Origin of the sequence: Klugiella xanthotipulae (genome assembly GCF_006716695.1) — a bacterium.
Lineage (GTDB): Bacteria > Actinomycetota > Actinomycetes > Actinomycetales > Microbacteriaceae > Klugiella > Klugiella xanthotipulae.
In genome coordinates this window covers 717,320-733,045 of record NZ_VFPN01000001.1, presented here as the reverse complement: position 1 = coordinate 733,045, position 15,726 = coordinate 717,320, and the positions used below count along the sequence as shown (strand labels likewise).

Sequence of the window (15,726 nt, the reverse complement as noted above, 5' to 3'; positions counted from 1 at the left end):
GGGCGCGGCGGTATTTTTGTGTCCTCGGGTGAATCGTTCTTACCGCATTCCCGTGTGACGTTGGATGACGGAGTGTGACGCGGTGTGTGTGGGTGTGACGTGCCGACCTTGAGTGGTGTGGTGCGTGGCCCCTAGCCTGGGTAGCACCTGCCATCCCCCGATTGATCCGAATGGAAAGGATCCCCCGTGGCCCTCCGGATACCATCCCCCCGATTCGCGGCGATACTCGCTCTCAGCACTGCGGCCATCCTGTTGGCGGGTTGCGCCGACACTCGCACGGCTGGGTCCGATCCGGCGGCGGTGGGCGCGCCCATCACGGGCGGCACCGCGGTGTATCTGGAGCAGCAGACCTACACCAACCTGTATCCGCCGGCCGCGGGTTTCTACCCCAACGGCGGCATCATGAACCAGATTGCGGACCGGCTCGTCTATCAGGACCCAGAGACCCTGGAGTTGGAGCCCTGGATCGCGACCGAGTGGAAGACAAACGAGACGGCGACCGAGTACACGTTCACACTTCGCAGCGATGTGACTTTCTCGGATGGCACCCCGCTGGATGCCGCCGCTGTGGCCAAAAACTTTGATCTTTATGGCCGGGGGGATGCGGATCGTGCCCTGACCGTTTCCGAGGCCATCAACAACTATGACCACAGTGAGGTTGTTGACGCCTCGACCGTGAAATTCTTCTTCAGCAAGCCGTCGCCCGGATTCGTGCAGGCCACCTCGACCATCACCTCGGGTCTGCTCTCACCGAAAACCCTCGATCTCACCCTGGAAGGGTTTGGCGCGGGCAATGGCGAAGACATCATCGGCTCGGGTCCGTTCACGATTACGGGGGAGAAGATCGGCACCGAGTTGACGCTCGCCGCGCGGGAGGATTACGCCTGGGGCCCGCCCTCGGTGGAGCACCAGGGTCGCGCCTATCTCGACGGTATCCAGATCATTGTGACCCCCGAAGATAGCGTGCGCGTCGGTTCGCTGCTCTCGGGCCAGGCCGACCTCATCCGCGCCGTCGAGGCGCAGGACGAGAAGCAGGTCGAGGCCGCCGGGTTTGAGGTGTACGCCCCCCAGACCAACGGGGTGAATAACTCCCTTAACCTGCGCTTCCGTCACGGCATCCTGTCGGATATTCGGGTGCGCCAGGCCCTCCTGGCCGGGATCAACCGCCAGGAGGTGATTGACACGATCTACACGGCCAACTACCCGCTCGCCACCTCAACCCTGAGTAAGACGGCGCTGGGCTATGTGGACGAGTCGGCGACTCTCGTCTACGACACCGCGAAGGCCGAGAAGCTGCTCGACGAGGCGGGCTGGACGCGCACGGGCGACGGCATCCGCACCAAGAACGGCCAGAAGCTCACGCTCGTGGTCAACGAAGCTGCCCCACAACCGCGCTCATTCGAGGCGCTCACCCTGATCAGCCAGCAACTTGCGAAGATCGGTGTTGACCTCCAGATTTTGAAGGCGGATGCCGGTACCTATGCCGAGGCTATCCAGGATGCCGACCGGGTGCAGATTTACCACTCCATCGTGGGCCGGGCCGACTATGACGTGATCAAGAGCCAGTACTACTCGACCAACCGCAACGTGCTGCTCAACCGCAATCCTCAGGACAACAGCATCGGCGACCCGAAGCTGGAGACCCTGCTGGAGGCCGTCGCGAGCAAGGTGACACCGGCGGAGCGCGCCGCCGCCGATAAGGAGGTCCAGGACTACCTGGCCGCACAGGCCTACGTGATTCCACTGTTTGAGGAGCCGCAGGTGTACAGCGCCGCTGGCTATGTGCAGGGCTTCGGGTTCGAGTCGGTTGCCCGCCCCTCGTTCTACAACGTGTGGCTGAATAAATAGGCTGATCGTGAGCTACATTCTCCGCCGACTGGGCCAGGCAGTGATCGTGCTGCTTGCGGCCTTCACGGGATCGTTCCTGCTGTTGCAGGCGTTACCGGGGGATGCGCTGTTGATCAAGTTTGAGAATCCGGAGCTGGGCCTGTCACCCGACCAGATTGCGGCCATCCGCGAGAGCTACGGGGCGGATATCCCGCTCCCGGTGCAGTTCTGGCACGCCCTCACCGGGTTCCTCAGCGGCGACTTCGGCTACTCGGTGCAGAGCGGGACGGCCGTGCGCGACCTCGTCGCCGAGGTGCTCCCCGATACGCTGCGACTCGCGGCCTTCGGGTTTCTCGCGGCCGTTTTCCTGGCCGTGAGCATCGCGTTCCTTTCGACGTTTCCCCGGTTGGCGTGGGTGCGTGGCGTGCTGCGTTCGCTGCCGTCTCTTTTTGTGTCGGTGCCGGTGTTCTGGCTGGGAATTGTGCTTATTCAGGTGTTCTCTTTTCAGCTGGGGCTGATCCCGGTGATTAACCCGTCGCCCGCCCAGGAGCTGATCCTGCCCGTGCTCACACTTGCGATTCCGATCTCGGCTCCGCTCGCGCAGATTCTCACCCGCAGTGTTGACGACACCCTGCTGCAACCGTTTGTGGCGGTGGTGCGGGCCAAGGGGGCCTCGCGCACCTGGGTACTCACCCGCAACGTGGCGACCAACGCGCTGCTGCCCACGCTCACGATCGCGGGCATCCTCTGTGGCGAACTTATCGCCGGGGCGGTTGTGACCGAGACCGTGTTCGGTCGGGCCGGTCTCGGCCGACTCACCGAGCAGGCGGTTGCCCACCAGGACACCCCCGTGCTTCAGACCGTGGTTCTTGTCTCTGCGGTGGTTTTTGTGGTGGTCAATCTCGTGGTTGACCTGTTGTACCCCGTGCTCGACCCTCGGCTCACGCGAAAGGCCGGTGCCCCCGCATGACCTCCCCCCTGATCGAACGGACGGATGCCGCGGCCACCGCGGGTGCTCGGCTGCGGCGGGTGCAGCCCACACTCGTGCTCGCCATTCTGGTGCTGGTGGTGGTGCTCGCCTGGGCGGTGGCCCCCGGATTCTTCACCCCGGTTGACCCGGTGCAGGGCGATGCGGCGGCGGCGTTGCAGGCCCCCAGCTTCCGCCACCTCTTCGGCACGGATGCGACCGGCCGCGATATGTTTTCGCGCACCGTCTACGGCGCTATCCACTCGCTATCCGGGGCTATTATTGCCGTCACGGTGGGTCTCGTGTTGGGTACCCTGATCGGCGTGCTGGCCGGGTCGATTGGTGGTGTTGCTGACGACATCCTGATGCGGCTCGTTGACGTTTTGCTTGCCATCCCGGCTCTGCTACTGGCTCTCAGTATCATCATCCTGCTGGGGTTTGGGACGACCAATGCGGCGTTTGCCGTGGGAATCACGAGCGTCGCGGCGTTCGCACGGCTCGTGCGCTCGGAGGTGGTGCGGGTGCGGCACAGCGACTACGTTGAGGCGGCGTTCGGCAGCGGGGGCCGCTACCTGGCCGTGCTTGTGCGGCATGTGCTGCCCAACTCGCTCACCCCGGTGATCGCCTACGCGGCCCTGCACTTTGGCACGGCTATCCTGGCCATCTCGACCCTGGGATTTCTGGGCTACGGGGCACCCCCGCCCACGCCGGAGTGGGGTCTGATGATCGCCGAGGGTCGCAACTATGTGGCCACCTCCTGGTGGCTCACCACCCTGCCCGGTCTGGTCGTTGTGCTGGTGGTTGTCTCAGCGAACCGGCTCAGCGCCGCGCTGGCGAGCCGGAGGTAACCGCCATGACTACTCTGCCCCAGAAAATACTGCCCCAGGATCTCGCCGCCGCGGCGTCCTCGGCGGGTGCCGCTCCGCTCCTCGACATCAGCAATCTCTCCGTCTCGTACTCCTCGCGCGGGGAGCGGGTGCGTATGGTGCACGAGGTCTCGCTCAGCATTCGGCCCGGTGAGGTACTTGCCGTTGTGGGCGAGTCGGGCTCCGGTAAGACCACAACGGCCCAGGCGGTGATCGGTCTGCTCGCCGAGAACGGCCAGATCGACGGCGGCTCGATCCGTCTTGACGGCACGGATATCGCCGGTTGGTCCCCGAAACAGTTCGAGTCGGTGCGCGGTCAGCGCATCGGCCTCATCCCGCAGGACCCGAACAACTCTCTCAACCCCGTGAAAACCATCGGGGCGAGCCTCTCCGAGGTGCTGCGCATCCATCGTTGGGGCGATAAGCGGGCCACGCGGGCGCGCGTGATCGAGTTGCTCACCCGGGTGGGCATCCCCGAGCCGGAGGTGCGGGCCCGACAGTATCCGCACGAGCTATCCGGTGGGATGAAGCAGCGCGTGCTCATTGCGAGCGCGATTGCGTTGCAGCCCGACCTCATCATCGCCGACGAGGCCACAAGCGCCCTCGATGTGACGGTGCAGAAGCGCATTTTGGATCTGCTCGACGATCTACGGGCTGAGAGCGGCACGGCCCTCCTCCTCGTCACCCATGATCTTGCGGTGGCCGCCGACCGGGCCACCCGCGTCGTGGTGATGAAGGATGGCCGGGTGCAGGAGTCGGGTCGCACCGAGCGCGTCCTCGGCAGCCCCCGGGCGGACTACACCCGCACCCTCCTGCGTGACGCTCCCTCGTTTGCGGCCGGGTACCGTACACCGCGCTCGTTGCCCGGCACCCTTTCGCGCGACCTGCCCGGAGCGGGTGAGACGGAGAGCGTACCCGAGGAGGTGCCCGGTATTCGGGTGACCCATCTGGTCCAGGAGTTTGCTCGGGGGCGACGGGCGGAGCCCTTCCGGGCCGTTGACGAGGTGAGCTTCACCGTGCCCCGCGGCACCACCCACGCGCTTGTGGGAGAGTCTGGCTCGGGCAAAACCACGACGGCTCGCGCGGTCGTCGGGCTCGTGCGCCCCACCACGGGCATGATCGAGGTGGCTGGCCAGGATCTTGCCGCGCTAACGGGGGAGGCAGCACGCCGCTTCCGCAAGACGGTCCAGCTGGTTTATCAGAACCCCTTCAGCTCTCTGGATCCGCGCCAGAGCATTGCCCAGATCATTGGCGAGCCGCTGCGTAACTATGGCCGTACAACCGCGGCCGAGCGGGCCGCGGCCGTCGCGGATTCCCTCGACCACGTGGCGCTGCCGCGGGTGCTTGCCGGTCGTCGGCCACGCGAACTCTCGGGCGGTCAGCGTCAGCGGGTGGCGATTGCCCGCGCGCTCATCCTCCGGCCCGAGGTGGTGGTGCTTGACGAGGCCGTGTCGGCGCTCGATGTGACGGTGCAGGCACAGATCCTCGACCTACTCGAACGACTCCAAGACGAGTTGGGTCTCACCTACCTCTTTATTTCGCACGATCTCGCGGTGGTGCGGCACCTCTCGCACACCGTCTCGGTCATGAACAGGGGGCGGGTGATTGAGAGCGGCCGTACCGCCGATGTTTTTGGTTCCCCGCGTGAGGAGTACACCCGCACCCTGCTCGACGCGATTCCCGGCCGCACCCCCGTGACGGCACCCGTGACCGCCACTCCCACATCCCCGCACACCCCATGAGAAAGTGAATAATGACCTCTCCCCGCCTCGGATACTTTAGCCGCCTCCTCGATAACGTCCCCGCCGGTGAGCGGTACCGCCTCGCCACCGAGCAGATTCGCCAGGCGGAGCGCGTCGGCTTCGATACCGCCTGGGTCGCCCAGCACCACTTTCACGAGGCGGAGGGCGGGCTGCCCTCGCCCTTTGTCTTTCTCTCGCATGTGGCTGCGCATACCTCCACGATCCGTCTGGGCACGGGTGTGATTACGCTCCCGCTCGAAAACGCCATCCGGGTCGCCGAGGATGCCGCCGTGCTCGATCTCCTCTCGGGCGGCCGTCTCGAACTGGGGGTGGGTACGGGCGGCACCCCGTCATCCTTCACGGCGTTCGGTCACGATTCGGCCGAGCGCAGTTCGATCTTTGGCGAGTGCTTTCAGACCCTCCTGGATGCCTGGTCCGGCACCGGCATCAACGGCACCGATAACCGCCTCTATCCGGCGGCTCCGCAGCTACGTGACCGCATCTGGCACTCCACCTTCAGCACGGCAGGCGGTACCCGCGCGGGGAGTCGCGGTGATGGTCTACTGCTCTCGCGCACGCAGCCGCGCACGGCCGAGAATCCGGACGCTTCGCTCAGCGACCTGCAAAACCCCATCATCGACGGCTACCTTGATGCCCTCCCGGCCGGAGCTACCCCCCGCATTATGGGCTCGCGCACCCTCTTCGTGGCGGACTCCCGTGAGGAGGCCCGTGCGTGCGCCGAGGCGGGGTTGCGTGCAGCCCGGAAGAACTTCACCACGTTCGGCCTGCGCCTCGAGAGCGATGACGTGGACGATCTGATTGCCGCGTTTGATGCCTACGTGGGCACCCCGGAGGAGGTGCTTGAGCAGATCAGTCGGGACACCGCGCTCGCCCGGGTAACCGATCTCGCCTTCCAGGTGCACTCCATTGACCCGCCGCATGAGCTTATTCTGCGCTCGATTGAGCTCACGGCTAGCGAGGTGGCCCCGGCGCTGGGCTGGCGCTCGCCCGCGTTGACCGCCGCCGCGACCGTGTAGCGCGGCCACAGACCACCATCGCCCCGACCCCCAGGAGAACAGTGTGACCATACGTATCCCACCCGATGTGATTGACGTGCTACTCGGCACCCGTCCGGATGACACGCTCGACACGCTCCGCTCGCTCCGCCCCGCCACCCGTGAACATACTCAGCGCAGTTTCGAGGCGCTTTTCCAGCCCGTTGATGAGAGCCATATCGGTCTCGCCGAGCGCTACGCCATCGCGGTGTTTGTCGCGGCGCTGCACAAAGACGTACGGCTAACGGAGTTCTATGCGGCTGGCCTGGGTGATCACCCCGCGCTCCTCAGCGCCGTCCGGTCTGCGGCAGACGCGGGCCAGGCCGAGGGGCCCTACGGCAGCTACCGAGAGGCTGGCCTCCAGGCCGAGAACCAAGAGGGGCTCACCTTCCAGGTGGGCACCGCCGGTCGGGATGCGCTGGGAACCCGCCTCGCCGCCGCTCTCGACCACGCCCACCGCCTGGTCTTCCACCCCCGAGACTCACGGCCCGAGGCGCTTGAGGCGCTCATCGCCGCCGGGTGGGATACCGACGGTATCGTCACGCTGTCCCAGTTGATCGCGTTCCTCACCTTCCAGATCCGCGTTGTATCCGGTCTGCTGACCCTGGCGGAGACGCTCCCCCTCACCCACCCCACGGAGGCCTCATCGTGACCGACACCGTCACCACCTATCCCCACCTTGACCGTCCCGAGCGCTTCACCGCGGCCCAGATCGGCTGGGTGCCGTGGCTCACGCCGCTGCCCGTCGAGGAGTTTACCGACCGCCACTGGGCGGGCGTCGTGGACAGGTCGCGGGCCGCCTCCCCGTACTTCGCTCTGCTGGCCCGCGACCCCGAGATTCTGGCCGCCCGCACCACGACGGATAAAGACATCTTCTACAACACCACGGGTGGCCTGCCCCGCGCCGAGCGCGAGCTGGCCGCCACGGCCACCTCGCGCGAGAACGGCTGTGTGTTCTGCGCCTCGGTGCACGCCCGGTTCGCGGGTCACTATGCCAAACGAACGGATGATGTGCAGCTCCTCCTCGACGAGGGAGTCACCGCCCCGCTCGACGAGCGCTGGAGCGCCATCGTTGCCGCCTCGGTCGCGCTCGCCGCGACCCCCGTGCGCTTCTCGGCCGAGCACATCCACCGGCTGCGCGCGGCCGGTCTGGAGGACAGCGAAATCATTGACGTGATTAACGGCTCCTCATTCTTCAACTGGGCCAACCGTCTGATGCTCTCCCTCGGCGAGCCGGAGAACCCGGCCGAGGGGTAGCGACCCGGCGCTCGACCGCCACCCACTGCGGGGCGGGCAGCGGGCGGCACCCCCACCGCACCCGTCCGTTCCCGCGGATACCTCGGTAGACTGTCCCCCGTACATCAACCCAGGAGCACGCACCCCGTATGAGCGACACGACCACTTCAGCCGCAGATTCCGCCGCCGCAGAACCCACCGCCGACGACATTTCCGAGCAGAAAGCGGTCCGCCTCGCCAAGCGAGAGCGCCTTATCAACGAAGCGGCGGATGCCGGCGGTGGTGCCTACCCGGTCAGCGTTCCGATCACCCACACCATCCCCGAGGTGCGTGCGGCCTACGCCACCCTCGAAACGGATACCGCAACGGGAGACACCGTCGCACTCGCCGGACGCGTGGTCTTTGCCCGCAACACCGGCAAGCTGTGTTTTGCGAGCCTGCAATCGGGTGATGGCTCACGTATTCAGGCGATGGTGAGCCTCGCCGAGGTGGGGGCGGAGAGCCTGCAGCGCTGGAAAGAATTGGTTGATCTGGGTGACCACGTTTTTGTGTCCGGTGAGGTGATTTCGAGCCGCCGCGGCGAGCTCTCGGTGATGGTGACCGACTGGGCCATCGCGGCCAAGGCTCTGCTCCCCCTACCCACCCTGCACAACGAGTTGAACGAGGAGACGCGCGTACGCCAGCGTTACCTCGATCTGATCGTGCGGGAGCAGGCCCGCCAGACGGTGCTCGCCCGCTCGACCACCATGACGAGTCTGCGCACCACGTTTGCGCAGCACAGCTTTGTCGAGGTGGAGACCCCCATGCTCCAGACGCTGCACGGCGGGGCCTCCGCCCGCCCGTTTAGCACCCACTCCAACGCGTTCGACACCGAGCTTTATCTGCGCATTGCGCCCGAGCTCTTCCTCAAACGTGCCGTGGTCGGCGGCATTGACCGCGTGTTTGAGATCAACCGTAACTTCCGCAACGAGGGTGCCGACTCCACGCACAGCCCCGAGTTTGCGATGCTGGAGGCCTACGAGGCCTACGGCGACTACACCAGCATCGCCGACCTCACCCAGGAATTGATTCAGAACGCCGCGCTCGCCGTCTCCGGCTCCCACGTTGTGACCTGGGCCGATGGCACCGAATACGATCTGGGCGGCACGTGGGACCGGATCAGCATGTACGAGAGCCTGTCCGAGGCCGCCGGGGTTGTCATCACCCCGCAGACCTCGGTGGGTGAGCTGCTGGCTCTCGCCGACAGGCTGGGTGTGGAGGTAGCTCTGCCCAACCACGGCAAGCTGGTGGAGGAGTTGTGGGAGCACTGCGTGAAGGGCGACCTCACCGCCCCCACCTTTGTGCTCGATTTTCCGGTAGAGACGAGCCCGCTCACCCGCGCCCACCGCAGTATTGAGGGCGTCGTCGAGAAGTGGGATCTCTACATCCGCGGTTTCGAGCTGGCCACGGGATACTCCGAGCTGGTCGATCCCGTCGTGCAGCGTGAGCGGTTCATTGCCCAGGCCCGCCAGGCTGCGGCGGGTGATCTGGAGGCGATGAGTCTCGATGAGGAGTTCCTCCGCGCCCTCGAACACGGGATGCCACCAAGCGGCGGTATGGGGATGGGGGTGGACCGTCTGTTGATGGCACTCACCGGCCTCGGCATCCGCGAGACGATTCTTTTCCCGCTCGTGAAGTAATCTCGAGCTTCTCAGGTACTCTTGGAGGATTATGTCAGAGACACTTACGGCAGCGCTCTGGGCGATCACGCCCACGGTCCTGCTGGGCGCAATCTTTTGGTTCATCGTCCGCGCTATTATCCGGGTGGACCGTACCGAGCGCGCGGCGTTCAGTAAGGTTGAGGCCGAGGAGCGCCAGCGCCGTGGCCTGCCGCCCCGCCCTGCCGCCCCGGTAGTGGCGGATGCCGCCGTTGAGCAGACGAGTACCCCCGCCTCTCCCGCGCAGTAGACGGCCGAGCACGCGCACCAATCCTGGGGGAGGGAGACCGTGGTAGACCCGTTGACGTGGTTTGATGAGGCCACCTTTTCGGTGTGGGTGGCCACGGCCCTTCTGGTGGTCGATTTTGCCATCCGCGTTGTGGCGATCATCGTGGTACCCCGTAATCGCCGCCCCACCTCGGGGATGGCCTGGCTACTCGCCATCTTTTTTATCCCCTATGTGGGCATTATCCTGTTCCTCGTCATCGGCAGTCGCCGCCTGCCGCGCGCGCGCCGTCGCAAGCAGGACGAGATTAACCGCCTGATCACGGAGGCCACAACCGGTAGCGACCGGGTCAGTGATATGAAGGATGCGCCGCCCTGGCTCCCCGCGATGGCCGCCATGGGTCAGAATCTGGGTGCCCTCCCGCTCACCGGTGGCAATAGGGCCACCCTGCTCACGGAGTACGAGTTGACCATCCGCAGCATGGCCGAGGCCGTGCGTAACTCCCGGCACTATGTGCACGTACAGTTTTACATCCTCGCCTACGACCCCACCACCCGGGTGTTCTTTGAGGCGCTTCGGGATGCCGTCGAGCGCGGCGTCGCGGTGCGCGTGCTGCTCGACCACATCGCTTCCGTCCGTTCGCCGGGCTACCTGCGCACCCGGCGCAAACTGGACGAGATCGGCGTGGAGTGGGATCTGATGCTCCCGGTGCGCCCGTGGCGGGGCCAGTACCAGCGGCCCGATCTACGCAACCACCGCAAGATCCTGATCGTGGATGGTGAGGTGGGCTTTATGGGCTCGCAGAACCTGATTGACTCCAGCTACAACAAGCGCAGCAATCGGCGTCGCGGTCTGTCCTGGAAGGATCTCATGGTGCGGGTGGAGGGTCCGATTGTGTCGGGCCTCAACGCGATCTTCTTGGGTGACTGGTACACCGAGACTAACGACTCCCTGGCCAACTGGGTTCACGAGGATCCCCCTGTGGTCGCTGGCCCCACCCTCGACTGTCAGGCGGTGCCGAGCGGTCCGGGGTTTGCGGGCGAGAATAATCTTCAGATGTTTCTGGCCCTGCTCTACAACGCTACCGAGCGGATCAGCATCACAAGCCCCTACTTTGTGCCCGACGAATCCATTCTGTACGCGCTGAAGGCAGCAACCTCCCGGGGCGTCTCGGTGGAAATTTTTGTCTCCGAGGTGGGCGACCAGGCCCTCGTTTACCACGCCCAGCGCTCATACTACGAGGATCTGTTGGAGACGGGTGTGCGCATCTTTATGTATCGCCCGCCGTATATTCTGCACTCTAAGCACTTCACGATTGATAACGCGGTGGCCGTTGTCGGGTCGAGCAATATGGATATGCGTTCGTTCAGCCTCAATATGGAGGTCTCGATGATGGTGCACGGTGAGTCTTTTGTGCGCGCCCTCGATGAGATCGTGGAGGGGTATCGCAGCAACTCTCGGGAGCTCACGCGGGAGGAGTGGCGCAGACACTCCATCTGGTCCACCATGCTCGATAACCTGGCCCGGCTCACCTCGGCCCTTCAATAGTCTGGCTTTCGGTGAGCGGGTTGCTGCCGAGCCGTCGCATCCCGGTGTCCCACGAGGATAACAATCCGGGATCATCCGCCCGCGGCGGGGGGAGGAGCCCCGCGCGGCGCGTTACAGTTTTTGGCATGGAATGTGTAGCACGACGACGACCTATTCGGGTGTTTCCGGTGGTTCTCGCCGCCTTCGTCCTTGCCCTGACGGGATGCGCGCAGGGCGGCTCTGCCGCCCCCACGCCGCCGGTGACGGCCTCGCCCGGCGGTCCGGATGTTCTGGTGACGGCCACCCCCGACCCCAGGGACGACTCCGTCCCGGGGGACTCCGACGCTGAGGATCCCAACGTGTTGGGCGCTCCCTTCGCGGTGTGGCAGTCGGGCGGTGCCCAGTACAGTGTGACCACATTTGGGAGTTCCTCCTGCCTGCCGGAGGTCACGGGCGTGAGGGTGGGCGCGGGTAACACCGTGACGCTCACCACTCGAGAGTCCGCCCAGGAGGTCTGCACGGCCGATTTTGGGCCGCGCACCTGGACCCTGGACACCCCTGCCGACATTGACCCGCAGTCGGCGGTGAGCATCGTGATCCTGGCCTCCACGGAGGACGGCCAGGATGCCCGCATCACGCTCGACCCGATCGCCTAGTCCCGTGTGCCGGGTTACTGCCGTCGCGGTTTGAGCCGAGACATGGGCGTGGCGGGTGCGGGGAGGGGCTTCCCCGGGTATCCGGCGACGACGCCGTAGCGGCCGCGCGGGTCGGGGCGTCCGTTGGAGCCCACTACCTCCACCTGCCACTGGGCGCGCATCTCGACGATTTCCTCGTGGCTGCGCGCGATGAAGTTCCACCACATCACGATGCTCTCGTTGAGCGGTTCGCCACCTAGCAGGATGATGCGCGCGGGTGCGTCGCCGCTGCGCAGTTGCAGGGTGCGGAAACCGGGGGCTACGATGCCGAGCGCACGGCGCGGGATCTCGGTGGCGTTGAGGCGAACTTCTCCCTCGTCCACGAGCACCCCGTGTTCGAACCCGGCCTGCACGGGGATGACCACATCGGCGTTGGCTGGCAGGCGAATCTCGGCCCCGACGAGCGGGCTGTAGGTGGTGGCTGGGCTGCTGAACCCGGCCAGCTGTCCCATAAACACCAGCAGGGTGGCCTGCCCGTAGTGCACGGCGGGGATGGTGTGGTGCTCAAAGTGGGCGGCGACCCGTCGGGAGGCATCCGGTAGGACGGTCCACAACTGCACGCCGTGGAGGTAACGTTCGGCGTCGGTGGAGACCTCGGAGTGGCTGATACCGCGGCCCGCGGTCATCAGGTTGAGCTCGCCGGGTCGCACCATCTCGTGGCTGCCGGTGCTGTCGCGGTGCTCGATTTCGCCGCTGAAGAGCCAACTCACGGTCTGTAGGCCGGTGTGGGGATGCGGCGGGACGACCATCCCCGGCCCGGCGGTGAGGTCGTCGGGCCCGTAGTGGTCGGCGAAGCACCAGGCACCGATGGTGCTGCGCTCGCGGTGGGGGAGGGTGCGCCGCACGGTCATGGCGCGCACGCCGCCGAGCGGGACGTTGCGGGCCTCAATGATGGTGACTGCGCCGGAGGCGCGGATAGTTGATGATCGCTGCCCCACCCGGTCGGCGACCTCCTGAGGCTTCGCCTCCGTGTTACCCATGACACACCTCTCGTTGCGCGCCGTTTCCTGCCCACCCTAACCCGAAAGACCTGCAGTTTCCTGTTCCGTGCCCGAACGGCGGAACTGTTGTGGCGTACTTTCAGCTGCGACCGGATCCCCTTCGGATACGGCCCCCGATGGTGGCGAGTGCACCATCAATTCTTCCACTCTATTAACGCACACCTTGTCCGTCATTATGCTCCGGGGTGTGCCAGCCCTCATCGTGCGGGTAGTCACCGTCTCCCGTAACGCCGACGGCGAACATCTGTATATTTTCGAGCATCCGTGGTTACTCTCTATAGCAAGGCCCCAACTGCCCGACCTGTGAGGAGCGACCAATGTTTGAAAGATTTACCGACCGTGCGCGTCGAGTGGTCGTTTTGGCTCAAGAAGAAGCCAAAATGCTCAACCACAACTACATTGGCACCGAGCACATTCTGCTCGGGTTGATCCACGAGGGTGAGGGCGTTGCTGCGAAGGCGCTGGAGTCTCTCGGCATTTCGCTGGATGCGGTGCGCGAGCAGGTGACCGACATCATCGGCACCGGCCAGCAGCAGCCCACCGGGCACATCCCTTTTACTCCTCGCGCCAAGAAGGTGCTGGAGCTCAGCCTGCGTGAGGCGCTTCAGCTGGGCCACAACTACATTGGCACCGAGCACATTCTGCTGGGCCTGATCCGCGAGGGTGAGGGTGTTGCCGCCCAGGTTCTCGTCAAGTTGGGCGCGGACCTCAACCGCGTGCGCCAGACGGTTATTCAGCTACTGAGCGGATACCAGAGCGGCAAGGAGTCCGTCGCCGTCGGCGGACAGGAACCCACGGGCAGCGACAAGAACTCGCAGGTGCTTGACCAGTTTGGCCGCAACCTGACGAGTGCCGCACGCGAGGGCAAGCTTGATCCTGTGATCGGCCGCGAAAAAGAGGTGGAGCGGGTCATGCAGATTCTGTCGCGCCGTTCCAAGAACAACCCCGTCCTGATCGGTGAGCCCGGTGTGGGTAAGACCGCCGTTGTGGAGGGCCTTGCCCAGGCCATCGTCAAGGGCGATGTGCCCGAGACGCTCAAGGATAAGCAGCTCTACTCGCTCGACCTGGGGTCATTGATTGCCGGTAGTCGTTACCGCGGCGACTTCGAGGAGCGCCTCAAGAAGGTCACCAAGGAGATTAAGACGCGGGGCGACATCATTGTCTTCATTGACGAGATCCACACGCTCGTGGGTGCCGGTGCCGCCGAGGGTGCAATTGATGCGGCGAGTATCCTCAAGCCTCTGCTGGCCCGTGGCGAGCTGCAAACGATTGGGGCGACCACCCTCGACGAGTACCGCAAGCATTTTGAGAAGGATGCCGCCCTGGAGCGCCGCTTCCAGTCCATCCAGGTGGCCGAGCCGAGCCTGCCGCACACGATCAACATCCTGAAGGGCCTGCGCGACAAGTACGAGGCCTTCCACAAGGTGTCGATCACCGATGGTGCCATTGTGGCCGCGGCCAATCTGGCCGACCGCTACGTGAGCGACCGCTTCCTGCCGGACAAGGCTATCGACCTGATTGATGAGGCCGGTGCGCGTCTGCGCCTGTCGATCCTGTCCTCGCCGCCCGAGCTGCGCGAGTTTGACGAGAAGATTGCCGCGGTGCGCCAGCAGAAGGAGGCCGCCATCGAGGGCCAGGACTTCGAGAAGGCCGCCTCCCTGCGCGACGAGGAGAAGAAGCTTCTGGGCGAGCGGTTGCGGCTGGAGAAGCAGTGGCGTGCCGGGGATGTCCAGACGACGGCCGAGGTGGATGAGGGACTCATCGCCGAGGTGCTGGCCCAGGCCACGGGTATCCCGGTCTTTAAGCTCACCGAGGAGGAGTCCTCGCGACTCGTCTTCATGGAGAAGGCCCTGCACCAGCGCGTGATCGGCCAGGACGAGGCGATTTCGGCCCTCGCCCGCACCATCCGCCGCCAGCGCGCGGGCCTGAAAGACCCGAAGCGCCCCAGCGGTTCGTTCATCTTCGCCGGTCCCACGGGCGTGGGTAAGACCGAGCTGGCGAAGGCCCTCGCGGAGTTCCTGTTCGACGACGAGGACGCCATGATCTCGCTCGACATGTCGGAGTACGGCGAGAAGCACACCGTCTCCCGCCTCTTTGGGGCCCCTCCCGGGTTTGTCGGCTTTGAGGAGGGCGGCCAGCTCACCGAGAAGGTGCGCCGCAAGCCGTTTAGCGTGGTCCTCTTTGACGAGATTGAGAAGGCCCACCCGGACATCTTCAACTCGCTCCTGCAAATTCTGGAGGAGGGGCGACTCACGGACGGCCAGGGTCGCGTTGTTGACTTCAAGAACACCGTCATCATCATGACCACCAACCTGGGTGCTCGCGACATTGCCGGTGGCCCGGTTGGCTTCCAGTTGGAGGGTGACAGCGCCACCGACTACAGCCAGATGAAGGGCAAGGTTAACGAGGAGCTCAAGAAGCACTTCAAGCCCGAGTTCCTCAACCGGGTGGACGATGTCATCGTCTTCCCGCAGCTGAACCCGGCCGAGCTGTTGCAGATTGTGGACCTCTTTGTGGCCCGTCTGCGCGACCGGATGCTCGACCGCGATATGTCCATCGAGATTGCGGTTCCGGCTAAGCAGCGCCTCATTGAGGTGGGCTTCGATCCCGCGCTGGGTGCCCGGCCGCTGCGCCGCGCCGTTCAGCACGAGGTGGAGGACAAGCTCAGTGAGAAGATCCTCAACGGTGAACTCGTCGCGGGCGATCATGTGAAGGTCGATTTTGTGGCGGGCCAGTTCACCTTTGAGACCGTGTCGCGTGAGAGCGCGGGCGGCACCGGATCAACCGTGGCCTCCTCGGCCGCGGCTGCGGCATCCACCGCGGCCACGCTGGGTGAAGTCTCCTAGGCGATACCGAGCCGAACACCATCGGGCACTATCCACCGGCT

At 65.2% G+C, this 15,726-nt stretch carries 13 protein-coding genes; 12 read left to right on the top strand and 1 reads right to left on the bottom strand.

The window, feature by feature from the left end; genetic code table 11:
• Positions 1 to 186 precede the first annotated feature (186 nt).
• The 11 genes from FB466_RS03355 to FB466_RS03305 all read left to right on the top strand — a co-directional run bounded on the left by FB466_RS03355 (position 187) and on the right by FB466_RS03305 (position 11,799).
• Positions 187 to 1,848: a TIGR04028 family ABC transporter substrate-binding protein gene (locus tag FB466_RS03355; RefSeq protein ID WP_246054506.1), complete on the top strand. Its 1,662-nt coding sequence runs from the start codon at positions 187 to 189 to the stop codon at positions 1,846 to 1,848.
• A gap of 7 nt (positions 1,849 to 1,855) precedes the next feature.
• The gene (locus FB466_RS03350) at positions 1,856 to 2,797 is read left to right on the top strand and encodes an ABC transporter permease (protein ID WP_141915836.1); all 942 of its coding nucleotides are present in this window, start codon (positions 1,856 to 1,858) and stop codon (positions 2,795 to 2,797) included.
• A complete protein-coding gene (locus FB466_RS03345; RefSeq protein ID WP_141915834.1) occupies positions 2,794 to 3,642 on the top strand; it encodes an ABC transporter permease in 849 nt (282 codons plus the stop codon). The genes FB466_RS03350 and FB466_RS03345 overlap by 4 nt, the downstream gene beginning before the upstream one ends.
• Positions 3,643 to 3,647: 5 nt before the next feature.
• Positions 3,648 to 5,402 (top strand): dipeptide ABC transporter ATP-binding protein, encoded by a 1,755-nt coding sequence (locus FB466_RS03340; RefSeq protein WP_141915832.1) that lies wholly within the window; start codon positions 3,648 to 3,650, stop codon positions 5,400 to 5,402.
• 11 nt (positions 5,403 to 5,413) lie between these two features.
• Entirely contained in the window at positions 5,414 to 6,439 is a 1,026-nt protein-coding gene (locus tag FB466_RS03335; RefSeq protein WP_141915831.1) for a putative FMN-dependent luciferase-like monooxygenase, read from the top strand.
• 43 nt (positions 6,440 to 6,482) lie between these two features.
• Entirely contained in the window at positions 6,483 to 7,109 is a 627-nt protein-coding gene (locus FB466_RS13695) for a CMD domain protein (protein WP_141915829.1), read from the top strand.
• Positions 7,106 to 7,714: an alkylhydroperoxidase domain protein gene (locus tag FB466_RS13690; protein WP_170205997.1), complete on the top strand. Its 609-nt coding sequence runs from the start codon at positions 7,106 to 7,108 to the stop codon at positions 7,712 to 7,714. Before FB466_RS13695 ends, FB466_RS13690 begins: the two co-directional genes overlap by 4 nt.
• A 128-nt stretch (positions 7,715 to 7,842) precedes the next feature.
• Complete coding sequence (gene lysS, locus FB466_RS03320; protein ID WP_141915828.1) at positions 7,843 to 9,372, top strand: lysine--tRNA ligase; 1,530 nt, start codon at positions 7,843 to 7,845, stop codon at positions 9,370 to 9,372.
• Positions 9,373 to 9,403: 31 nt separating this feature from the next.
• Positions 9,404 to 9,640 (top strand): hypothetical protein, encoded by a 237-nt coding sequence (locus FB466_RS03315; protein ID WP_141915826.1) that lies wholly within the window; start codon positions 9,404 to 9,406, stop codon positions 9,638 to 9,640.
• A 39-nt stretch (positions 9,641 to 9,679) separates the two neighbouring features.
• Entirely contained in the window at positions 9,680 to 11,164 is a 1,485-nt protein-coding gene (gene cls, locus FB466_RS03310; RefSeq protein WP_425460888.1) for a cardiolipin synthase, read from the top strand.
• Positions 11,165 to 11,289: 125 nt separating this feature from the next.
• Positions 11,290 to 11,799: a hypothetical protein gene (locus FB466_RS03305; protein ID WP_141915824.1), complete on the top strand. Its 510-nt coding sequence runs from the start codon at positions 11,290 to 11,292 to the stop codon at positions 11,797 to 11,799.
• Between the two features lie 14 nt (positions 11,800 to 11,813).
• Here the strand turns inward: FB466_RS03305 and FB466_RS03300 are convergent, their stop codons facing one another.
• The gene (locus FB466_RS03300) at positions 11,814 to 12,818 is read right to left on the bottom strand and encodes a pirin family protein (RefSeq protein WP_141915822.1); all 1,005 of its coding nucleotides are present in this window, start codon (positions 12,816 to 12,818) and stop codon (positions 11,814 to 11,816) included.
• A gap of 338 nt (positions 12,819 to 13,156) precedes the next feature.
• Here FB466_RS03300 and FB466_RS03295 point away from each other — a divergent pair, with 338 nt between their 5' ends.
• The gene (locus FB466_RS03295; RefSeq protein WP_141915820.1) at positions 13,157 to 15,685 is read left to right on the top strand and encodes an ATP-dependent Clp protease ATP-binding subunit; all 2,529 of its coding nucleotides are present in this window, start codon (positions 13,157 to 13,159) and stop codon (positions 15,683 to 15,685) included.
• Positions 15,686 to 15,726: the final 41 nt, after the last annotated feature.